22 protein-coding genes are annotated in these 19,528 nt (G+C 67.8%); 10 read left to right on the top strand and 12 right to left on the bottom strand.

The genetic code is table 11. From position 1 onward, the window contains the following. Window positions 1–18: 18 nt before the first annotated feature. The 4 genes from ABE464_RS09975 to ABE464_RS09960 form a co-directional block, all read right to left on the bottom strand. Window positions 19–1,365 (bottom strand): AcvB/VirJ family lysyl-phosphatidylglycerol hydrolase, encoded by a 1,347-nt coding sequence (locus tag ABE464_RS09975; RefSeq protein ID WP_346471816.1) that lies wholly within the window; start codon window positions 1,363–1,365, stop codon window positions 19–21. 78 nt (window positions 1,366–1,443) lie between these two features. Next, entirely contained in the window at window positions 1,444–2,091 is a 648-nt protein-coding gene (locus tag ABE464_RS09970) for a DUF998 domain-containing protein (RefSeq protein ID WP_346471815.1), read from the bottom strand. Between the two features lie 14 nt (window positions 2,092–2,105). Next, entirely contained in the window at window positions 2,106–2,285 is a 180-nt protein-coding gene (locus tag ABE464_RS09965) for an oxidoreductase-like domain-containing protein (protein WP_088434487.1), read from the bottom strand. A 63-nt stretch (window positions 2,286–2,348) separates the two neighbouring features. Then, window positions 2,349–2,954 (bottom strand): hypothetical protein, encoded by a 606-nt coding sequence (locus ABE464_RS09960; protein WP_346471814.1) that lies wholly within the window; start codon window positions 2,952–2,954, stop codon window positions 2,349–2,351. Window positions 2,955–3,187: 233 nt separating this feature from the next. Between ABE464_RS09960 and ABE464_RS09955 the strand changes: the two genes are divergently transcribed. Continuing rightward, window positions 3,188–4,324 (top strand): tetratricopeptide repeat protein, encoded by a 1,137-nt coding sequence (locus tag ABE464_RS09955; protein WP_346471813.1) that lies wholly within the window; start codon window positions 3,188–3,190, stop codon window positions 4,322–4,324. Between the two features lie 6 nt (window positions 4,325–4,330). On the opposite strand, the gene ABE464_RS09950 is transcribed toward ABE464_RS09955, so the two are convergent. Further along, a complete protein-coding gene (locus ABE464_RS09950) occupies window positions 4,331–4,666 on the bottom strand; it encodes a zinc ribbon domain-containing protein YjdM (protein ID WP_346471812.1) in 336 nt (111 codons plus the stop codon). 118 nt (window positions 4,667–4,784) lie between these two features. Between ABE464_RS09950 and ABE464_RS09945 the strand changes: the two genes are divergently transcribed. The 3 genes from ABE464_RS09945 to ABE464_RS09935 all read left to right on the top strand — a co-directional run bounded on the left by ABE464_RS09945 (window position 4,785) and on the right by ABE464_RS09935 (window position 6,948). Further along, window positions 4,785–6,140: an Hsp70 family protein gene (locus ABE464_RS09945; protein ID WP_346471811.1), complete on the top strand. Its 1,356-nt coding sequence runs from the start codon at window positions 4,785–4,787 to the stop codon at window positions 6,138–6,140. Window positions 6,141–6,457: 317 nt separating this feature from the next. Then, entirely contained in the window at window positions 6,458–6,757 is a 300-nt protein-coding gene (locus ABE464_RS09940; protein WP_346472011.1) for a YkgJ family cysteine cluster protein, read from the top strand. Between the two features lie 11 nt (window positions 6,758–6,768). After that, window positions 6,769–6,948: a hypothetical protein gene (locus ABE464_RS09935; RefSeq protein WP_019183415.1), complete on the top strand. Its 180-nt coding sequence runs from the start codon at window positions 6,769–6,771 to the stop codon at window positions 6,946–6,948. A gap of 45 nt (window positions 6,949–6,993) precedes the next feature. Here the strand turns inward: ABE464_RS09935 and ABE464_RS09930 are convergent, their stop codons facing one another. Genes ABE464_RS09930 through ABE464_RS09920 form a run of 3 tightly spaced genes read right to left on the bottom strand, consistent with a single transcriptional unit; the run spans window position 6,994 to window position 9,001 of the window. Further along, complete coding sequence (locus tag ABE464_RS09930) at window positions 6,994–7,875, bottom strand: DUF4097 family beta strand repeat-containing protein (RefSeq protein WP_346471810.1); 882 nt, start codon at window positions 7,873–7,875, stop codon at window positions 6,994–6,996. Window positions 7,876–7,886: 11 nt separating this feature from the next. Continuing rightward, entirely contained in the window at window positions 7,887–8,420 is a 534-nt protein-coding gene (locus ABE464_RS09925) for a hypothetical protein (protein ID WP_346471809.1), read from the bottom strand. Continuing rightward, window positions 8,417–9,001 (bottom strand): sigma-70 family RNA polymerase sigma factor, encoded by a 585-nt coding sequence (locus ABE464_RS09920; RefSeq protein ID WP_121038673.1) that lies wholly within the window; start codon window positions 8,999–9,001, stop codon window positions 8,417–8,419. Before ABE464_RS09920 ends, ABE464_RS09925 begins: the two co-directional genes overlap by 4 nt. Window positions 9,002–9,136: 135 nt before the next feature. On the opposite strand from ABE464_RS09920, the gene ABE464_RS09915 reads away from it, so the two are divergent. Beyond that, complete coding sequence (locus ABE464_RS09915) at window positions 9,137–9,328, top strand: hypothetical protein (protein ID WP_346471808.1); 192 nt, start codon at window positions 9,137–9,139, stop codon at window positions 9,326–9,328. 79 nt (window positions 9,329–9,407) lie between these two features. Next, entirely contained in the window at window positions 9,408–9,989 is a 582-nt protein-coding gene (locus ABE464_RS09910) for a mechanosensitive ion channel family protein (RefSeq protein ID WP_121038679.1), read from the top strand. Between the two features lie 45 nt (window positions 9,990–10,034). On the opposite strand, the gene ABE464_RS09905 is transcribed toward ABE464_RS09910, so the two are convergent. Beyond that, window positions 10,035–10,301, bottom strand: coding sequence for a DksA/TraR family C4-type zinc finger protein (locus ABE464_RS09905; protein ID WP_346471807.1), 267 nt, complete (start codon window positions 10,299–10,301; stop codon window positions 10,035–10,037). Window positions 10,302–10,410: 109 nt separating this feature from the next. Then, complete coding sequence (locus tag ABE464_RS09900) at window positions 10,411–10,962, bottom strand: DUF2058 domain-containing protein (protein ID WP_346471806.1); 552 nt, start codon at window positions 10,960–10,962, stop codon at window positions 10,411–10,413. A gap of 73 nt (window positions 10,963–11,035) precedes the next feature. Here ABE464_RS09900 and ABE464_RS09895 point away from each other — a divergent pair, with 73 nt between their 5' ends. The 3 genes from ABE464_RS09895 (at window position 11,036) to ABE464_RS09885 (ending at window position 13,951) form a co-directional block, all read left to right on the top strand. Beyond that, the gene (locus ABE464_RS09895; RefSeq protein WP_121038688.1) at window positions 11,036–11,533 is read left to right on the top strand and encodes a M48 family metallopeptidase; all 498 of its coding nucleotides are present in this window, start codon (window positions 11,036–11,038) and stop codon (window positions 11,531–11,533) included. Between the two features lie 81 nt (window positions 11,534–11,614). After that, window positions 11,615–12,325 (top strand): rRNA pseudouridine synthase, encoded by a 711-nt coding sequence (locus ABE464_RS09890; protein WP_346471805.1) that lies wholly within the window; start codon window positions 11,615–11,617, stop codon window positions 12,323–12,325. 48 nt (window positions 12,326–12,373) lie between these two features. After that, a complete protein-coding gene (locus ABE464_RS09885; protein WP_346471804.1) occupies window positions 12,374–13,951 on the top strand; it encodes a phospholipase D family protein in 1,578 nt (525 codons plus the stop codon). Between the two features lies 1 nt (window position 13,952). Here ABE464_RS09885 and ABE464_RS09880 read toward each other — a convergent pair whose 3' ends face one another. Continuing rightward, window positions 13,953–15,080: an HDOD domain-containing protein gene (locus ABE464_RS09880; RefSeq protein ID WP_346471803.1), complete on the bottom strand. Its 1,128-nt coding sequence runs from the start codon at window positions 15,078–15,080 to the stop codon at window positions 13,953–13,955. 263 nt (window positions 15,081–15,343) lie between these two features. Between ABE464_RS09880 and ABE464_RS09875 the strand changes: the two genes are divergently transcribed. Continuing rightward, window positions 15,344–16,441, top strand: a complete 1,098-nt coding sequence (locus ABE464_RS09875; protein WP_346471802.1) for a Glu/Leu/Phe/Val dehydrogenase dimerization domain-containing protein — start codon at window positions 15,344–15,346, stop codon at window positions 16,439–16,441. Between the two features lie 88 nt (window positions 16,442–16,529). Here ABE464_RS09875 and ABE464_RS09870 read toward each other — a convergent pair whose 3' ends face one another. Further along, window positions 16,530–19,394: a S8 family serine peptidase gene (locus ABE464_RS09870; RefSeq protein ID WP_346471801.1), complete on the bottom strand. Its 2,865-nt coding sequence runs from the start codon at window positions 19,392–19,394 to the stop codon at window positions 16,530–16,532. Window positions 19,395–19,528 lie beyond the last annotated feature (134 nt).

Genomic DNA, 19,528 nt, shown 5'->3' with positions numbered 1-19,528 from the left:
AGCATGTATCGCCGGCGCTCAGCGCGCCGGCAGGTGCTGCACGATGGTGTCGGCGAGGCGATCATAATCGCCCTTGAAGTGATGGTCGCCGGGGAGCTTGATGATCTGCGCATTGCCAGCCGCCGGGAGCGACGGGCATAGCGCGTCACCATCGTCCTCGCCGTACACGCACAGCGTTTTGCCGGCCGGCAGCCTGGCCACTTCCGGTGCGATCGGCAGGCCATCACCACCGCCGCCGAGCCAGTTGCTGACATGGAATTCGTAGTCGGCGGTCTTGCCGACCGACAGCAGCGCGATCATCGAGACTGCATCGCGGGTGGCCGGTGACAGTTGATTGATCGCCGCCGGCAGTACATCGGCGCCCTGCGAGAAACCGACCAGCACCACGTTGCGGCGCTGCCACTGGCGGCTGTAGTGACTGGCGATGCGTTCCAGATCCCGGGCGAAGCCTTCCGGCGTGCGTGCGGTCCAGAAGTAGCGCAGCGAATCCACGCCCACCACCGGTACCCCGGCCTCGCTCAGCGAGGCGGCGACTTCCTTGTCCAATCCTGCCCAGCCGCCGTCGCCGGAGACAAAGATGGCGAAGGTGTCGCCCGGCTTGTTCGACGGCACATCGACCACCGGCAGGCCCTTGAGATCATCCGGCGGTGGCGCCAGGCTGACGCCCTTCTGCGCGCCGATCACCTTTGCCGCGGCCAGCAGACCGGGCAACGCATCGCCGCGCGCAGTGCGCTCGAACTGGCGCCCCATGCCGACCTTGCGCACGAAGGCGGCCGACTCGCCGGCCGGGCAATGCACATCGCCAGCAGCGTTCAACCAGGGGAAATTCAGCTCAGCCGGCTGCAGGCGGCCGTGACTGCTGCCGGCGCCGCAGACCTTGCGCTCGCGCACGCCGCTCGGGCAGAAGCCGGTGGTGAGCAGGCCGGCGAACACCTGGGTATCGGCCTGGGCGGCCACCGCATACGCCAGCGCCGCGCCTTCGCCATCGCCGCCGATCAGCGGCAGGTGATAGCCCGGCACATGCAGATAAGCCTGGAACCAGCGCGAGAAATTCTCCACATCGCCAGCACCGAAGGCGCAATCACCGCTCTTCTCGCGGGCCAGCACCTGGCGCAGATGCGCGACATCGACCTGGGCGACCAAGGCGCCCTCGGCACGCAATGCATCGATACGCTGCTGGCTGTCAGCATGGCTGGCGGCACCCTCAAACCACACCACCACCCGTTGCGGGCGGCCGTCCGGAAGGTACACCGGCACGTTCTCGAAACGCCCGTGACTGAGCTGCGGCGGCGGCGCAGCCAGCGCCTGTCCGGACATTCCCGCCAGCACTACACCCAGCATCATCCCCCAACCGGCTCGCCGCATCGTCGCGCATCCCATGACTAGTGCGCCAACGATACGCCCCTGCCCTGCCAACGGCATGTACACAGCGTGGCCGGACGCTCAGCGCGCGTCGCGACGCGCCTGCCGCCACAGCTGCCAGGCCACCGAAACCAACCACACCAGTACCACGGCGATCACCAGCTTCTGCCCGGCGCCACGCGGCGGGCCGCGCCACAACACGTGCAGCCACAGCAGCACGAAGCACAGCCAGGCCCACCACCAGGCCGGCCCGGCCCACGTGCGCCAGCGCGGATCGGCACGTAGATACCAACTCTGCAGCAGCATCGCCACGCTGACGCACAGGAATGCGGTATTGGCCGACAGCCCGTGCACCAGCGGTGCCAGCAGCGGCGCGCGCTCGGGCAGCCAGCTGTCGCCGATCGCCACCCCCATCAACCCCAGCGCGGCCACCCAGAACAGCAGCGGCGCGGCCGCACTGCGGCGGGGTGATCGGCTGTTGGCATGCAACGACACTGCCAGCAGCATGATCGCCAGCGCCAGTACGCAGTAGGCGGTGCGCAGGGCCAGCCCCCACGGGCCATGCAGGTACAGGCTCAGCGTGGCCTGCACCCAGTCCAGATCATCGCGCGCCCATTGCGTCCACAACGCGGTGGCCACGAACAGCGCCAGCGCTACCAGCGTGAGCAGGGCAACGCGTCCGTGATGCTGCGCGGGCCAGCGGGAAGGGCGTGGCAGGGGAAGCGACATCGCGGCTCCTGGGGTCAGTCAGTGGCCTCGGGGTGACGCTGCTTCCAGGCGGCCAGCGCCGCGCGGTAGCGCTGCAGCTCATCGCTGTACAGATCCAGCACGCACAGCGGGCAGCCGCTGCCGCAGCACTCGTTGGGGCCGGGTTCTTCCGGCGGCTGCGGACGTGGATCGGACTCTGGAACGGACACGGACATGGCCACACACGTAGGGAAAACAGCGCGCACAGTGTAGCGGGCGTGGCTCATGGCCGCCGTGGTTCAGCGCTCGACCCGGCGACGCAGGTTGTCGCGTGCGGCGGCATCCAGGCGCTGATGGAAGAAGTCGCTCAGGAAGATCCGCGGTTGCCCCAGCACCTGCTTGAGGAAGCGCCGGCGGTTGAGCCGGAACAGGAAGCCCGGCACGTGCCCGGCGTACTCCTCGGCGATGCCGCGGTCGTAGGCATCAAACACCGCCGCCGGTGCGCCCAGGATCGCCATGTCGCAGTCCAGGAACAGGGCAGCCTCTGGATCCACGTCGCCAGGCCCGAGCTTGCTGTGGCGGGCCGTCAGCTCGATCAGCTCGACCACCCGCGCCGCATCGATCCCGGCACCCGGCAGCCAGCGCCCGATGGCCTCACGTGCCATGTCCGCCGAGCGCGCTTCGTTGTCGTTGCGGCCGGCCTCATAGATGGCATCGTGATACAGCGCGGCCAGCTGCACCTCGCGCGGCTGGCGCCAGCCCGGGCCAGGCGCGGCGACCGTGCCGCAGTGCTGCAGAACGGCCTGCACATGTGACCAGTTGTGGTACGCCCGCGGCGGCAGGGCGTAGGCGGTCTCCAGCTCGGCAAGCTGCCCGGCGGGCAGTGACATCGGTTCAAAGCGCATCTCCGCATGATTGGCCGTCCCGGCTGCGCTGGCAAGACAGCGGTGCGGCACTTTTTTCACCACGTTCGTTGCATCCTTGCAGCGCAAGGCGTCGCCATGGTTATCCACATGTTTGTCGACCGCTGGTCCACATCCTCTGTGGATGGCGCAGACAGCCGATGAACGGCATGCCGGCGCGCAGCGACGCGCCTAGACTGGAGGCGTCGATTCCCAGCGCTCGGCGAGGTGAGGCGATGAGTAGGTGCAACCCCCTGCTGCTGTGGATGGTGCTGGTGGCCGCGCCGGTCTGGGCGGCGCAGACACCCAGCCCGCCGGTTGCGGCCGCACCGACCGTCACCGACGTGCCCACGCCGGCCCAGATCCTGGACGTGCCCGCCCCGTTGCTGGCCCTGCTGCACGAACGGGTGATCGACCCGGGTTACTCGCGCGAACGGCGCCTGCAACGTCTGGTCGACATGATCTTCGACGCGCAGGGGCTGAATCTGGCCTACGACCCCGACGCGACCCATACCCTGGCCGAAACCTGGCAGACGCGCCGCGCCAATTGCCTGTCCTTCACGCTGCTGTTCGTGACGCTGGCCAACCGCGCCGGGATCGACGCACATGTGCAGGAAGTAGCCCAGGTGGTGACCTGGTATCAAACTTCGGGCGTGATCTACAGCGTCGGCCACGTCAACGCGGGTGTAGCGCTGGATGGCCGCAGCGGCACTGTGGATCTGGACCACAACGTGCTCTATGACCGGTTCGGTCCGCAGCGGGTCAACCAGGCCCGGGCTCTGGCCCACTTCTACAACAACCGGGGCGCCGACCGCATGGCCGCCGGCGATACCGCCGGTGCACGCCTCTACTTCCGTGCCGCACTTGCCCAGGCACCGGACTTTGTCGGCAGTTGGAACAATCTGGGGGTGCTGGATGCGCGCGTGGGTGCGCTGGCCCAGGCCCGGCGCGATTACGAGACTGCGCTTCGCCTGCAGCCGCGACATGGCGCCAGCCTGAGCAACGCCAGCGCGCTGTACCGGCGCCTGGGCGATACCCGCCAGGCGCAACGGCTGGCCGGCCGTCTGGCGCGGGTGCAGCGCACCGATCCCTTTGCGCAGTACATGCTCGGCGCGCGGGCGGAGCAGCGTCGCGACTACGCCGGTGCGGTGACCTTCTATCGCCGCGCCATACGCCTGTACGGCACCGCCCACCCGTTCCACTTCGCGCTGGCCCGCGCCTACTTCCTGTCCGGCGACCCCCGTCGCGCCTCGCAGGAGATGCAGCGCGCGCGGGACCTGGCCGCGGAAAACGGCGATGCGGTCCAATCCCGCTACCAGGCCAAGCTGGACAGCCTGCAGCGTTGGCGCCAGCGCGGTGCCGACGCCAATTGAGTGGGCTCAGGCCTTCTTGAGGAAGCAGGTCTTCAGGACCAGGCCCTTGATCTTTTCCGAGTTGCCTTCGATGTGCTCGGCATCGTCCTCGACCAGGCGGATGTTGCGGATCACCGTGCCCTGCTTGAGCGGAATCGAGGATCCCTTGACCTTCAGGTCCTTGATCACGGTCACGGTGTCGCCGGCGGCCAGCACGTTGCCGTTGCTGTCGCGCACCACCAGGGCATCGCCGCCACCGTCACCGGCCGCCCACTCGTGGCCGCAGTCCGCGCAGATGAACAGCGCGCCATCGGCATAGGTGTTTTCCAGGGTGCACTGCGGGCAGGCGGGAATGGCGGACATCGACAGCTCTTCGGTTACGAAACGGTCGTTATTGTAACCGCCCGTTACCGTCTGCCCTTGCGTCGGCGGACGCGTTGCCGCAAAGTGCGCGCCCCCTGACCACCGGCCCGGCCCGCGCATGAAACTCGGCATCGACTTTGGCACCAGCAACTCCGCCGCCGCCGTGGTGATCGACGGCAAGGTCGTGCCGATCCAGTTCGGCCAGGCCGAACAGTTCCGCACCACGGTGTATTTCCCCGAGGTGATGCGCGACCCGAACGACTTCGAACTGACCCCGGCCCTGGAGCATGACCTGGCCCGGCTGGTCGACGCGGCCGCGCGCGATGCCCGTGCCGCCGGCCAGGAGCGCACCCCCGATGCACTGCGCCGCGAGGCCCTGCGCGTGGTGCGCCGGCAGTGGATGGAAGAGCAGATGCGTGCCCCGCTCAGCTCCACCACCCTGCTGCAGAACGCGGTCTACGGCGATGACGCGCTGGAAGCCTACTTCGAAGAGAACGAAGGCAACCTGGTGCAGAGCCCGAAGTCGATGCTCGGCTACAACCTGCACCCGCGCGCGCGCCAGACCATCGCCGGCATCGCCACGCACATCCTCGAGCACATCCGCCTGACCGCCTCGCGTCAGCTGGATACACCGATCCGCACCGCCACCTTGGGCCGCCCGGTCCAGTTCCGCAGCTCGATCGGCGAGGCCGGCAACGCCCAGGCGCTGGAGATCCTGCATGGCGCGGCGATCGCGGCGGGCTTTGACAGCATCGATTTCCTCGAAGAACCGGCGGCTGCAGCGATGCATTACCACGCCGAGAGCCCGCAGGAGCACGACGCGGTGGTGGTGGATATCGGCGGTGGTACCACCGACGTCGCCCACGCGCGCGTAGGCGGCGGCCAGGCCCCGACCATCCACCGTGCCTGGGGTATCGCCCGTGGCGGTACCGACATCGATCTGGCGCTGAGCCTGGGCGGCTACATGCCGTTGTTCGGCCGCGGCATCACCCGCGTGCCGGCGCACCACTACGTGGAAGCAGCGATGGTGCAGGACATGACCCGCCAGCGTGATTTCCGCCAGCACACCTACCGCGATGTGGACGCGCCGTTCGGTCCCCGCCTGACCGCGCTGCAGGACACCGGCAATACCGCGCGCCTGTACCGTGAAGTCGAGCGCTGCAAGATCGCCCTGAGCAGCATGTCCCACCACGACAGCGCGTTGGATTTCATCGAACGCGGGTTGCAGGTGCAGATCGATGCCGCGCGCCTGGAAACCGCCGCTGGCGGGTATCTGGGCGAGCTGACCGCCCTGCTGGAGCAGGTGCGCAGCGACATCGGCCACGACCCGGCAGCGGTGTTCCTGACCGGCGGCATGTCGCGCGCCGGCTACCTGCAGCAGGCCGTGGCCAACGCGTTCCCGGGCTCGACGCTGGTGCGCGGCAACCCGTCCTTCGGTGTGGTCCACGGGCTGGCACTGGCCGCCGCCAACTGATTCGTCTGATGCACCAGGCCTTGTCCCACAAGGCCTGAAGAGGCGTGAACGGCCTTATTAACAAAACGTTACGCCGGAAGCGCTATCATCTTTCGGCTTCAGAGCGCAATGCGCTTGACGCAACAAGCACCACTCTCCTGGCCTTGCTGGCCACCGTCCTCTTCGATGCTGCCACCGTCCGGACCTGTCCGCGGTGCCGGGATCGCTCATCGCTGTGATCCGGCTCGTTCACAGCCTGCTGCACCCCGAGCCGCCAAGAGACACTCAGATTGGGCGAACGCCTGGCTGCACTCCTTACATCGTCCGAGCCCGACCCCATCGATTGCCGTCGTTGCGACGCGGTGTGTTGTCGGCTCACCGTCACCGTCATGCCTGACGACAACGTGCCCGGCCACCTGCTGGACACCGATGCGCGTGGCGGCACGGTGATGGCACGCAACGAAGAAGGCTGGTGCGCTGCGATCGACCCGTATCACCTGCGCTGCACGATCTATTCGCAGCGACCCGCGATCTGCCGCCAGTTCGATATGGGCGGCGATGATTGCCGCCTCGTGCGGCAGGACTACCGTCGACAACAGCAGGATCTGTCGACGTTTTCTTCCACGCTTCATCCATAGCAGGAGCATCCATGGCTCGTACGCCAAAGACCTCCCCCAAGGCAAGCAACACCGTTCGCGTCGACCGCAAGCAAGGGTCCAACTCCGCCGTCAGCAGCCAGAGCATCGCTGCGGATCTGGCTGCCTTCCGTAAAGGTGGCGGCAAGATCGAAGTGCTGGGCAATACCCTGGCGCTGAAGAAAGCCGGCTGACGTTGCTGCCGACCGCACCGGCATTGGCCGGTGCGGTGGCCGCACTCAGCGGCCCAGGCTGACCCGCACGCTCCCGGAATGGGCGTTGATCGAAATATCCCCATCGCCCGATCCCAGACGCGCATCCAGGCTGCGGCCCGGACCATAGCGCGGCTTTTCCACCTGCCCGGCGTCGGACTGGATGCCACCGCTGAACGTCTTGACGTTCAACTGCGCCGAGACATTGGCTGGCAGCTTCAGCGCGACCGAACCGCTGACCGTCTGCATCGTCACCTTGCCGCCCGGCGCCATGCCGGTCGCGCTCACATCCAGGCTGCCCGAGACGGTTTCCACCGCCAGCCGCTGGATACGCCCCGCATTGACGCTGACCCGACCGGAGACCGATTCGGCCGCTACCTCTCCGGATGCCCCGCCGCCGGCCAGCAACTGGCCGCTGACCGTGCGCGCATCCAGGCGCGCGGTCTGCAGCTGCGAGCGGATGCCACCGCTGACCGTGTTCAAGGCGGTCTCGGCGCTGCGCCCGGCTGCGGTGATGCTGCCGCTGACACTGTTGGCCTGCAGCCGGCGCACGTCGATGTCGGCCACATCGATGTCTGCACTGACGGTGCCCAGCTGCACTTCCACCGAACGTGGCACGCGCAGTTCCAGGGTCGCCCCGCCGTTGCTGCGGCCGCGCGGGTACTCCACTTCCCAGCGCACACGGTTGCTGCTCTTGTCCTGCTTGAGGGTGAGCCCGTCGGCCATCGAACCGGTCAACGCCACGTCGCTGCGATCCCAGCCGCGCACGGTGACTTTGCCCGCGATGTTGCTGATCTCCACGCGGCCGCCGGCGCCCAGTGGATGGCGTTCATTGACGTTGGTGGCAGCCTGGGCGACGAGCGGCAGGCACAGGGCCAGGGCGGCGATCAAGGACAGAGGAATGCGCATGGGGTTCTCCTTCAAGTGGGCAGGCCGGCGGACAGCACCGCCTGCTGGGTGAGTTCCAGCCGCAGCGCGTAGGTACGCTGCAGTTGCCCGAGCAGATAGCGCGAGCGGGGGTTTTCAGCGATGGCCGCGCGGATGTTGTCCGCGCTGGCATCGAGTTCATGCAGAGCCGGGCGCCACTCATCGGTGACATCGGCACTGGGCAAGGCGGCGATGGCCTGCTGGTACTCGCCGGCCATCGCATCGGCCTGGCGCTGCAGCAGCGACGGTGCCGGCGTGTGCGGAACCGGCGTGGGCACCACCATCAGCACGGCCAGTGCGGCGGCCAGGCCCAGCCCGACCCGCAAAGGCCAGCGGTCGCGATGCGGCCACCGCGCGGCCAGGCTACGCGTGGCAACCGTCGGGGCTGGCGCCTGGGCTGGCAGCTGCGCGGCAATGCCCTGCCATACCCGTGCCGGCGGGACGCGCTCGGTCGGCAGGGCGCGCAGGCGTGCACTCAGCGCGTCGTGAGCGGGCAGTTCGTCGTGATCGGAATCATGGGGGGTCATGCGGTTTCTCCCAGGCGTGCACGCAGCAGCCCGCGCGCACGATGCAATTGTGCTTTGGAACTGCCGACCGCCATCTGCAGCTGGTCGGCGATTTCCTGGTGTTTCCACCCTTCGATGTCATGCAGAACCAGCACCGCGCGGGCCCGCGGCGGCAGCGTTTCCAGCGCGCGCTCCAGGTCCATGGAGGTGCCGGCGCAGCGGTCCTGGGCCGGCAGCATCGCCAGCGATTCCCAGCCTTCCTCACCGGCATCGCGTGCATCGCCGGTGGCGTTGGCGCGCAGTTCCATGAGCGCTGCGTTGACCCCCAGGCGGTGCAGCCAGGTGCCCAGGCTGCTTTCAAAACGGAAGCCAGGCAGTGCGCGCCATGCCTGCAGGAAGGCCTCCTGCAGGGCATCCTCGGCGCGGGCCGCGTGGCCACCGCACAGGCGCCACAGCACGGCATACACACGCGGCGAATGCCGCCGGTAGATGCGTTCGTATGCGGTCACGTCTCCGGCCGCCGCGGCACGCACGAGGGCGTGGTCATCGGCGGCATCGGCCTGGGTCGTGGCGCTGGAGGCGGGCATGGTCGTGTCGAGCATATCCGTTGGATGCGGGGGGCACGGAAAAGGTTTAAGCCCAGGCTGACTTTCTTTTCTGCGCGGCCTTTTAAACCTTTTCAGCGGGCGCGGCATCCAATCCTGTGTCACTACCGGCCCCCGCCAAGGAGTATTCCCATGCCTTCCAGTTGCCTGGCCATGCTGCTCTCGCTGGCCACCGGATGCACGCTGCCGTGGAGCCCGCTGCAGATCCAGGTCACGTTGAGGCCCGAAGCGCCCGATGTCTGTGTGCAGTACGCGCAGAACACGCCGCTGTGTGCGTCGGCGATGATCGCTGCATTCGATGTGTACGGCAGGAACCCGGAGTAAGCCGGCACCACGATGCGGTGACGCGCATCGGCATTACCATGGCGGGATCGGCACTATCGCTGCAAAGGAATTCCGCCCCATGAAAGACCATCTGCCCGCCTGGACCCACGAGTGGCTGCATTACGGGGTCCCTGCCCTGCAGATTCTGGTGACCCTGCTGGTGGCGTGGCTGCTGCGGCTGGTTGCCCGGCGGCTGATCCGTCGCGTCGGTGAGCACTACACGCTGCCGCCGGAAATGATCATGGGCGCGCGCCGGGTGTTCACCTTCGTGGTCTATTTCACCGTGCTGCTGATCGTGCTCAACATCGTGGGCGTCTCGGCGACGGTGCTGTGGACTGCATTCACCGGGTTTGCCGCGGTCGGTGCGGTGGCATTCTTCGCCGCGTGGAGCGTGTTGTCCAACATCTTCTGCACGCTGCTGATCTTCACCACGCGCCCGTTCCGCCTGCACGATTACATCGAGCTGCTGGAAAACGGCGAGAAACCCGGGCTCAAGGGCCGGGTGATCGACATCAATCTGATCTACACCACGTTGCAGGAAACCGGCAGCGGGCATGAGGGCACGGTGCTGCAGATGCCCAACAACATGTTCTTCCAGCGCACCGTGCGCCGCTGGCGTGATCCGTCGCAGGCGCCGGGTGGGATTCAAGGGGACGGTTGAGTCCCGAGGCCGTCGGCCAGTGGATGCCCGGCGCAGGATTGAGACCTACCGCAGCTGGCTGTCCTTGCTGCCACGGCGGTTGTAGCCACTGCCCTCGTGCTGGGCGGCGTCTTCCTCTTCCTGGCAGCGCACGCACAGGCGCACGCCGGGCACGGCCTTGCGCCGCGCCTCGGGAATGGGCGCCTCGCAGTGTTCGCAGTGGGTCAGTCCGGGGCCATCGCGCAGCTGCGCGCGGGCCCGCTGAATGGCTTCATCGACAGTGGCGTCGATCTGATCCTGGACGGCGCCATCGCCTGCCCAACCTGTCGCCATGATGTGTCTCCCATGCCGGTGTCAGAGCACCAGCATAGACCCGCCCCACCCTGCCCAGCCAACGTGGGGCTGAATGCCTGCGGCGCCGGGTGAACGCTTCAGACGCGGCTTACCAGACCAGGTCGTCCGGCACCTGGAACTGGGCGTAGTACGCATCGTCCTCGGCGTTGCCGGTGCTCGGCTCGCTGCCCGGCTGGCTGTTGTCCAGCACGATCACGCTGGCGTCGCGTTCACGCACCTTTTCAGCGGCCGCCCGCGGCAGCAGTTCGAAACCGTCGCCATGGCGGACGATCACCAGGCTGCCCGAGGCCAGCTGCCGGCGCAGCACGTTGTTGACCAGCATCGTGCGGATCAGCGTGCCGTCGTTGAAGCGGTACTCGCTTTCGCCTTCGCGCTTGACCTTGTGCGCCTCAACGATCTGGCGCACCTGGGCCTGCAGTTCCTGGGCGTGGGCCTTGGCCTTGCGCTCGGCTTCCAGCGCGCGATCGCGCTCGGCCTTTTCCGCGCGCAGGCGATCGGCCTCGCGCTGGCTTTCGCTGGGCGCGACCGGGGCCTTGCCGTGACGGGCTTTCACCTGTTCACGGGCGGCCTGGGAGACCTGGGATTTCTTGACCAGCCCAGCCTTGAGCAGCTGCTCCTGCAGGGGATTTGCCTTCGCCATACGCCTAGCATCTGTTGTTGCGGGATTCCGGGGGCCATCATACTGGTCTGCCCGCCCCTCCCCAACCGCCCGCATGACCGCCCTGAAATACCTCGCCGGCTATCCCGACGCCCTGCAGCAGCAGGTGCGCGAGCTGATCGCGGGCGACCGGCTGGGGCCGTGGCTGGAGCGGCGCTATGCCGAACTGCATACGGTGCGCAACGACCGCCAGCTCTACGACTACACCCAGGGCCTGAAAGAGCGCTACCTGCGCCAGTCCGCGCCGCTGTCCAAGGTGATCTACGACAGCCGGCTGCAGGTACTCAAGCACGCGCTGGGCACCCACACCACGGTGTCGCGGGTGCAGGGCAGCCGGCTCAAGGCCAGCCGCGAGATCCGCATCGCCACGGTGTTCCGCGAGGCGCCGGCGCCGTTCCTGAAGATGATCGTGGTGCATGAACTGGCCCATCTGAAGGAATCGGACCACAACAAGGCGTTCTACCAGTTGTGCACCCACATGGAAGCGGATTACCACCAGCTGGAGTTCGATCTGCGCCTGTATCTGACCCATCTGGAACGCACGCCGGCCTGAGCCGCAGCGGCCATCATCGCGCAGCACCGGGCCCCAGCCAGTACACTCCCCGCCCGCTTCCCGTTTTATGTTGCCTGCCCGATGACCGACCCGATCCGACTCGACAAACGCCTGACCAGCCTGATCGGCTGCTCCCGTGGCGACGCCCAGCGCTATATCGAGGGCGGCTGGGTGACCGTCAACGGCCAGGTGGTCGAGCAGCCGCAGACGATGGTCACCGACGAGGAAATCGTGCTGCGCGAGAACGCCGAGGCGACCCGCACCGAGACCGTGAGCATGCTGCTGCACAAGCCGGCCGGCATGCGCTCGGACGAACTGTGCGCCCTGGTGACCCCGGAAAGCCGCAGTGAACTCGATGCCACCGGTGTGACGCTGCTGCAGCGGCATTTCCACGCCCTGCAGCTGGTGATGCCGCTGTCCGATGACGAGAGCGGCCTGGTCGTGGTCAGCCAGGACGGTCGCGTGATCTCGCACCTGAAGGATCGCGGTGCAACGCTGGAGCAGGAATACCTGGTGGAAGTCAGTGGCGAGCTGGCGCCCTACGGCATGAAGCGCCTCGCGCACGGCCTGAGCTTCCGCAGCTGGCCGTTGCCACCGTGCAAGGTGAGCTGGCAGAACGAAACCCGCCTGCGCTTTGCGATCAAGCCGGTGCATCCGGGCCAGCTGCGCGACATGTGCGCCCAGGTCGGGCTGGAGGTCATCAGCATCCGCCGCCTGCGCATCGGCCGCGTGGCGATGGGCAAGCTGGTCCCGGGCCAATGGCGTTACCTGGCGCCGGACGAGCGCTTCTGAACCGCGCCAGCGCTCGCGCTGCACGCCCCCGCCGCTTACGATCGGGGCATGACCGATAAAAAACCGTTCTGGCGCCGGCTGCTGCGCTGGCTGGGGATCGTCTTCGCCCTGCTGATCCTGCTGGTCCTGAGCGGCTTGCTGCTGGCCGACCACCTCACCCCGCAGGCCCTGGGCGAGCGCTCCATGGTGCTGCCCACGCAGGCCGACCAGACCGCGATCGATCGCGAGCTGGCCCGCCTGCAGGCCGAGCACCCTGGCCAGACCGGCGTGGCCTTCCTGTCCGATGGGCTGGATGCGTACGCCGCGCGCGCGGTGATCACCCAGCACGCCGGGCGCAGCCTGGACCTGCAGTACTACATCTGGCACGACGATCTGATCGGCCATCTCATGGCCAACGAGCTGTACCGCGCGGCCGAGCGCGGCGTGCGGGTCCGCATCCTGCTCGATGACATGAACGCACAGGACAAGGACGCGCTGATGATGGCGCTCGATGCGCACCCCAACATCGAGATCCGCCTGTACAACCCGTTCCGCAACCGCAGCGGGCTCTGGCGCCTGGTCGAGATGGTGCAGCGCGTTTTCAGCGTGAATCACCGCATGCACAACAAGTCATGGATCGCCGACGGGCGCGTGGCGATTGTCGGTGGCCGCAACATCGGCGAGGAGTATTTCAGCGCGCGTCCGGATGTGAACTTCCGCGACCTGGACCTGCTGGTGGCCGGCGAAGCGGTGAAGCAGGCCAATACGATTTTCGACGATTACTGGAACAGTGATACCGCCGTGCCGATCCGTGCGCTGGCGTTCTACACCGAACCGCAGCTGCGCCTGCTGATCCGCGAAAGCGAGCACGAAGCGCGGCTGGACAGTGCCAAGCCCTACCTCGAACGCGTGGCGCGCTCGCAGGCGGAGAAATCGTACTACCGCGATACGCTGGGTCTGCACTGGACGAACCGCGTGGAAATCGCCTCGGACCCGCCGATGAAGCACCGCCGCGACGATCAGGCCGGTTGGCTGGTCACGCGCCTGGTGCAGGAACTGGAAAGCGCGCGGCATAAAGCCCTGCTGATCTCGCCCTACTTCGTTCCTGGCGAGGACGGCACCGAAGGGCTGGGTGCGATGGTCGCGCGCGGGGCCCAGGTTGCGGTCATCACCAACTCCCTGGCCGCCAATGACGTGGCTGCCGTGCACAGCGGTTACATGCATTACCGCGCCCCGCTGCTGCGCAGTGGCGTGCAGCTGTACGAGCTCAAGTCACGTGGCAACGTCGATGGCGGCGGCCTGTTCGGCAGCAGTGGCGCCAGCCTGCACACCAAGGCGTTCATGATCGACGACCGGCGCGGCTTCGTCGGCTCGTTCAATCTGGACCCCCGCTCGGCCTATCTGAACACCGAGATGGGCGTGCTCTTCGACGATCCCGTGCTGGCGGGCCAGCTGCGCGAGGAGTACCTGCACCTGGCCGACCCGCGCCAGAGCTATTGGGTGGCGCTGGGGCCGGATGACAAGGTGCGTTGGCTGGAGCGTGATGCGCAGCCGCCACATTGGCTGTACACCGAACCGGACGCCGGCGTCTGGCTGCGGGCCAGCGCGCGCGCGATCAGCTGGCTGCCGCTGGAGTCGCAGCTCTAGCTCAGCCGGCCTGCGCCACCGCCAAGCCGGGCTCGTCACCCTCCAGCGTCTCCACCGCCCGCCCGTGCACGCGCCGCCAGATCCACTGCAGAACATGGGGCGGCGTGTCGTCCAGCTGCTCCAGCAGAGCCAGCGCCTGGACCTGCCCGATCCGGCCATGGCGGCACAGCAGGCTGGCCGCCGCCACCGCCCGCGCGAAGCGCAGGCTGGCGGCCAGGCCACTGCCACTCTGGCGGATCAGGGCGTCATGCACCGCCTTGGGCAACTCCCACGCCGCAGCGATGCGGCTGGCGACCGGGAGGGTCCAACCCTCCAGCAGATCGGCCGCCAACAGGCGCGGTGGTGCGGGCACCTGGTGTTGCGCGCAGGCATCAAGCAGGTGGCGCATCACCAGCGCCGCACCCAGCCCCTGGGTCAGGCCCAGCCACTGCGCAGCGAAGCCGTCCTCATGGGTCACGGTCCGCGCGTGGTCGGCCGCGACGCGCGAGGCCAGCAGCGCATGCTCCCAGATCACCGCGCTGAACTGCGGAAACGCATCGCACTGCAGCTGCATCACCGGCTGCACCAGCACCGCGCTGATGATCTGGCGGATGCCGTCGGTGCCGACCAGGGTGACAGCGCGCTGCAGGGTTTCCACCGGCTTGGCCTGCACCCGGTAGACGGGGCTGTTGGCAATCCGCAGCAGGTTGCCGGTCAGCACCGGATCCTGGCCGATGATCCCGGCCATCGCGCGTGCCGATGCGTCGCTGTCGTTGACCGTCTGGATCAGCTGCGGCAGCAGCTGCGGGCGACGCGGCAGATGCCTGGCCGACCAGTCCCGGGCCAGCAGCGAGGCGGTGACCGCATCACGCAGCTCGACGGTGTGCCGCACGGCGGCATCGGCGGCATCGCCACTGCGCGGCACCAGGGCAAGCGCGTGCAGACCAGCCTGCAGGGCAGCCACCGGATCGTCCTCGTGGCACAGGGGCGCAACAGCGGCCGTGGCTGCCGGGGAGTGACCACTGACGGGGCCGGCGGCCGATGGCGCCAGCGCGGCACGTCGCCGGCGCAGCAGCACCGCCCCACCCAGCAGGGCGGCGATCAGGACCGCGATAAGAACCGCGCCCGTCACGCCGAGGCTCCAGGCCATGTGGGGTACCGCACTTGCCTTGTTGCGACTGCGCCCACGTGATCCGTCCTGCGATTACCGGTGATGCCCACCCTTGCGACGGCATCGGCCTGCAGGTCGGCAACTTTAATGGCCCACCCTGACAACACCCTCCGGCGGAATGCTCTAGAATGGCGCCGCGCGACCCGTCCGAGACCCGACGACGTCGCTTTTTTTGTTTTACACCCCACCTTTTGCTGGTGCGTTCGCCGCTGTTCGCCACCGTTCGCACCATCGGAGCCACCATGTTATTTGAAACCCTCGAATCCACCGGTCACGAACAAGTGGTGTTCTGCCACAACCGCGATGCCGGCCTGAGGGCGATCATCGCCATCCACAACACCACGCTGGGCCCCGCCCTGGGCGGTGTGCGCATGCGTCCCTACGCCAGCACCGACGAGGCCCTGGAAGATGCGCTGCGGCTGAGCCGCACCATGACCTACAAGAACGCCTTGGCGGGCCTCAACGTAGGCGGTGGCAAGGCCGTGATCATCGGCGAGCCCAAGCGTGACAAGACCGAAGTGCTGTTCCGCGCGTTCGGTCGTTACGTGGATTCGCTGGGTGGCCGTTACATCACGGCCGAAGATGTCGGCACCGATGTCAACGACATGGAGAACATCTACCTGGAAAGCGAGTACGTCACCGGCGTGCACCAGGTCCACGGTGGCTCCGGCGATCCAGCACCGTTCACCGCCTATGGCGCGCTGCAGGCGCTGATGGCCTCGATGCAGCACAAGCTGGGGCATGAGGAAGTCGGCAAGGCCAGCATCGCGGTGCAGGGCCTGGGCCACATCGGCATGGAACTGGTGAAGCTGCTGCGCGACCGTGGCGCCAAGCTGTACGTCAGCGATCTGGACAGCGCGCGGGTCGAGCGTGCGGTGACCGAATACGGTGCCGAAGCCGTCAAGCCTGAGGACATCTACGACGTCAATGCCGACGTCTTCGCGCCGTGTGCGCTGGAAGGTGCGATCAATCCGGACACGCTGCCACGCCTGAAGTGCAAGATCGTCTGTGGCACCGCCAACAACCAGCTCTCCAGCCTGGACGTGGGTGACGAGCTGCATGCACGCGGCATCCTCTACGCGCCCGATTACGCGGTCAACGCCGGCGGCGTGATGAACGTCTCGCTTGAGATCGACGGTTACAACCGCGAGCGTGCGATGCGCCTGATCCGCAGCATTTACCACAACCTCGGCCGCATCTTCGCGCTGTCGCAGAGCGAGGGCATCGCGCCGCAACGCGCCGCCGATCAGATCGCAGAATCACGCATCCTGTCGATCGGCAAGTTGAAGATGCCGCTGGGCCGCGCCACGCCGCGGCTGGGAACGCTGCGCGGCAACTGATCTGCCAGGGCGACAAACGAAACGGGCGCGATCATCGATCGCGCCCGTTTTTGTTGCGGTTCTCCGCCTGGACGGCTGCCAGCCGGCGTCAGAAACCGGCCGAGTAGCGCAACTGCACCTGGCGCAGATCGCCGCGCGGGCCGAAACGCTGGTCATAGCCGAACGCCAGGCGGGTGTTGCGGCTCAACCACGATTCCACCGACAGCCCGAACAAGCCGCCCGAGCGGACCGGCTGCAGGCCGGACAACGGCGCCCAGGCCTCCACGCCCACGAAGCTGGCCTCCAGCGCCTGGCCTGTGCTGGCCAGGTGCTGCTGCCACTCGGCATAGCCGCGCAGCGACCACCCGCCCCAGCGACGCTCGGCGCGCAGGCCGGCCAAGGCCTGGGTCCGCGTACTGACCGCATCGAGCGTACGCAGGCCAAAGCCCATGCCCCCCTGCTCACTGAAGCCGTCGCTGTCCACGCGGGCATACTCGGCGCCCAGATAGGGCGTCAGCGACGCGATGGCATTGCCGAAGCGATACCCGGATTCCACGCTGGCCGCACTGAAGCTGCCGCCATAGCGTGCGTTGACGCCGTACTGACCCGCGCCGAGCAGCAGCTGGCGGTCGATCTCGCGGGTGAACTGGCCTGCCCCGAGCTGCCCCATCGCATAGGCGCGACCGGTGCCCCAGCCCGCATACAGCTGCGCTTGCGACTGGCGGTCGCGACCGCGGTCGCTGCCCCAGTCACGGCCGCCGAAGCTGCGCGTTTCACCGAAGGCGAACCCCAGCATGCCGTGGCTGCCCAGCGCCATGTCCTGGCCCATCATCCAGCCCCGGGTGGCCACGCCGTTGCCGGCGAAGCTGCCTTGCCCGGCCTCGCCCAGCGCGCTTTGCCAGGTCCCGCGCACACGCGGTGCGGCCTGTACCTCACCAACACGTGCCGACAGCGCACGGCGGTTCATGTCGATGCTGTCGAAGGTGGATGCGGCCGCCAGCGCATGTGCCTTGCCGGACAGGCTGTCCAGGCTTGCCTGCAACGCACCGGCACCCTCCACACGCTGCAGCTCACCGGCCGCTCCCGCGAAGCCGGTGAGCGCGCCACCGCTGCCATCGAGGACCTCGAACGCCGATTCCACCCGCGCCGCCGAGGCCAGCGTGATACCGCCCAGGCCGGCCTGCTGGGCCGCGCTGGTGACGTTGATCCGGTTGGTGACCAGACTGACATCGTTGCTCGCGTGGATCAGGCTGGTCTGGATCAGCGTTCCCGTCGCCAGCGCATTGGTCACCCCGGCAAATGTGCCGCTCACGCCACCATCGGCATGCAGCAGCGCCTGCGTGCGCCCATCCGCGGCCACGTAACCACTGAGGATGCTGTCCACGTGCACGTTGCCGGCCAGCGACGCCGTACCGTTGATCTTGAGCGCATTGGCACCCAGCGCCACCACCAGCTGCGCACCGGCGCGCTGCACGTAATTGCCCTCGATGGTGGCGTCGATGTTGGCGCTGCGCAGGATCACGCTCGCGCCGTTGTCCACGTTGCCCCCGACCCGCGTCGTTCCGTTCATGAACTGCAGGGCCGCATTGCCGGGGCTGCCGGCCTGCGGCGCGATGAGCACATTGGAACGGATCGAGGCGCCACCGCGCAGCGCGAGCGTGCCGCGTTCGATGCGGGTGTCACCACTGTAGGTGCTGACACCGGCCAGGGTCAGTGATCCAGCGCCCTGCTTGATCAATCCGCCATCGCCGCTGATGTCGTTGGCCCAGACCGAGTCCAGGCCGAGCGTGCCGACGGTGGCGGTGGTGTCGCCCCAGTCGAACCGGGCCGGCCCGTTGATCGCCTTGGCGATGTTGAGCAGGCCATAACCGAAGGTGCTGTCCACGCCCCCTGCACCGAGATCGGTCGCCGTGCCGAGCAGGGTCTGACGCACCAGGTCGTTGGTGAAGTATGGGTACTTCTGCCACACCAGCGCGGCCGCGCCGGAGACCAGTGGCGCTGCGTAGGACGTGCCCGAGCCGTAGTAGTACGTGGGCGTGCCGCCGGTGTTGGCCGGATCCACGTACGCCGCGGTGCCCGGGGCGGCAAGGCAATAGCGCGCCGCCACGCCGCACGCGTTGGCATAGGAGGCCAGCTTGCCCGGGTCCGCGGTATCGACCGCGGTCACGCTGAGCCAGCCACGCTCCAGATCCGCTGCCGGCAGACTGCCGCCGGTACCCTGCTGGCTGGGCAGTGCCGCCATGCTGGAGGGATTGGGCTTGCTCTCGTTGCCGGTCGCGAACACCACCAGGCCGCCATTGCCGATGATGAAGGGTCGGTACTCCTGGGCAATCGGCGCGGTGGCGGCCGGGTTGGTCCAATACAGGCCGCCCCACGAATTGTTCATGATCTTGACGCCGGCGTTGATCAGATCCTGGTGCACGGGCGCCAGGCCCAGCGCACCGCTGACCTGGTTGCCGCTGCCGGAACCGTCATCGACCGGGCTTTTGTCGGCGATGATCCTGGCCGACACGATCTGCGCATCTGTCGCCACGCCACCGGGCCAGGAACCGACCCTGCGACCGGCAGCCAGCTGGGACACCACCGTGCCATGGCCGACCACGTCGTCCACGTTGAGGTTGTTCACCCGCGGGTCGACGTAGTTGTAGCTGGCCACGACGCGCCCGTTGAGGGCGGGATGACTGCGGTTGACGCCCGAATCGACCACGCCGATGCGCACGCCCGCGCCAGTCCAGCCGGCTGCCTGCGCGGGCCCGGCCTGGATGATGCTCAGGTGCGCGTCGAAGGCCGGCTGTGGCGTCGTGGTGGTCGGCGGCGGCGTCGGTGGTGTGGTGGGGGGCGGCGACGGCGGGGTGGTCGGTGGGGGCGACGGCTCCAGGTCCCCGCGGACATTGCTGCCGCCGCCTCCGCAGGCGCTCAACGCCAATGCCAATGCCGCGGCCAGGGCCGACCTGCCGATCACAACCTGTTTCATCCCCGCTCCCCTTGTGAATGGACCTTCCCCACCTGTCGGCCTCCCGGGCAGACACCGGCGGTCAATGCCGACCCTCTATACTGGACCGACCCCCACGCAGTCTGCCGGGAAATGCGTCGGCTTCCAACGCCCGC

The sequence above is a fragment of the Stenotrophomonas sp. TWI587 genome (genome assembly GCF_039674145.1).
GTDB classification, from domain to species: domain Bacteria; phylum Pseudomonadota; class Gammaproteobacteria; order Xanthomonadales; family Xanthomonadaceae; genus Stenotrophomonas; species Stenotrophomonas maltophilia_AY.
Note: the sequence above shows the minus strand (reverse complement) of the source record. Positions and strands in the feature narration are given on the sequence as shown.

Bases quoted from the DNA above. Each gene is read 5' to 3' on its own strand.
- ABE464_RS09900 (WP_346471806.1), bottom strand. From the start codon at position 10,962: ATGGCGAAGGCAAATCCCCTGCAGGAGCAGCTGCTCAAGGCTGGGCTG.
- ABE464_RS09960 (WP_346471814.1), bottom strand. From the start codon at position 2,954: ATGCGCTTTGAACCGATGTCACTGCCCGCCGGGCAGCTTGCCGAGCTG.
- ABE464_RS09970 (WP_346471815.1), bottom strand. From the start codon at position 2,091: ATGTCGCTTCCCCTGCCACGCCCTTCCCGCTGGCCCGCGCAGCATCAC.
- ABE464_RS09920 (WP_121038673.1), bottom strand. From the start codon at position 9,001: ATGCTCGACACGACCATGCCCGCCTCCAGCGCCACGACCCAGGCCGAT.
- ABE464_RS09905 (WP_346471807.1), bottom strand. From the start codon at position 10,301: ATGGCGACAGGTTGGGCAGGCGATGGCGCCGTCCAGGATCAGATCGAC.
- ABE464_RS09950 (WP_346471812.1), bottom strand. From the start codon at position 4,666: ATGTCCGCCATTCCCGCCTGCCCGCAGTGCACCCTGGAAAACACCTAT.
- ABE464_RS09955 (WP_346471813.1), top strand. From the start codon at position 3,188: ATGAGTAGGTGCAACCCCCTGCTGCTGTGGATGGTGCTGGTGGCCGCG.
- ABE464_RS09945 (WP_346471811.1), top strand. From the start codon at position 4,785: ATGAAACTCGGCATCGACTTTGGCACCAGCAACTCCGCCGCCGCCGTG.
- ABE464_RS09975 (WP_346471816.1), bottom strand. From the start codon at position 1,365: ATGCGGCGAGCCGGTTGGGGGATGATGCTGGGTGTAGTGCTGGCGGGA.
- ABE464_RS09930 (WP_346471810.1), bottom strand. From the start codon at position 7,875: ATGCGCATTCCTCTGTCCTTGATCGCCGCCCTGGCCCTGTGCCTGCCG.
- ABE464_RS09880 (WP_346471803.1), bottom strand. From the start codon at position 15,080: ATGGCCTGGAGCCTCGGCGTGACGGGCGCGGTTCTTATCGCGGTCCTG.
- ABE464_RS09875 (WP_346471802.1), top strand. From the start codon at position 15,344: ATGTTATTTGAAACCCTCGAATCCACCGGTCACGAACAAGTGGTGTTC.
- ABE464_RS09895 (WP_121038688.1), top strand. From the start codon at position 11,036: ATGACCGCCCTGAAATACCTCGCCGGCTATCCCGACGCCCTGCAGCAG.
- ABE464_RS09910 (WP_121038679.1), top strand. From the start codon at position 9,408: ATGAAAGACCATCTGCCCGCCTGGACCCACGAGTGGCTGCATTACGGG.
- ABE464_RS09935 (WP_019183415.1), top strand. From the start codon at position 6,769: ATGGCTCGTACGCCAAAGACCTCCCCCAAGGCAAGCAACACCGTTCGC.
- ABE464_RS09925 (WP_346471809.1), bottom strand. From the start codon at position 8,420: ATGACCCCCCATGATTCCGATCACGACGAACTGCCCGCTCACGACGCG.
- ABE464_RS09890 (WP_346471805.1), top strand. From the start codon at position 11,615: ATGACCGACCCGATCCGACTCGACAAACGCCTGACCAGCCTGATCGGC.
- ABE464_RS09965 (WP_088434487.1), bottom strand. From the start codon at position 2,285: ATGTCCGTGTCCGTTCCAGAGTCCGATCCACGTCCGCAGCCGCCGGAA.
- ABE464_RS09885 (WP_346471804.1), top strand. From the start codon at position 12,374: ATGACCGATAAAAAACCGTTCTGGCGCCGGCTGCTGCGCTGGCTGGGG.
- ABE464_RS09915 (WP_346471808.1), top strand. From the start codon at position 9,137: ATGCCTTCCAGTTGCCTGGCCATGCTGCTCTCGCTGGCCACCGGATGC.
- ABE464_RS09870 (WP_346471801.1), bottom strand. From the start codon at position 19,394: ATGAAACAGGTTGTGATCGGCAGGTCGGCCCTGGCCGCGGCATTGGCA.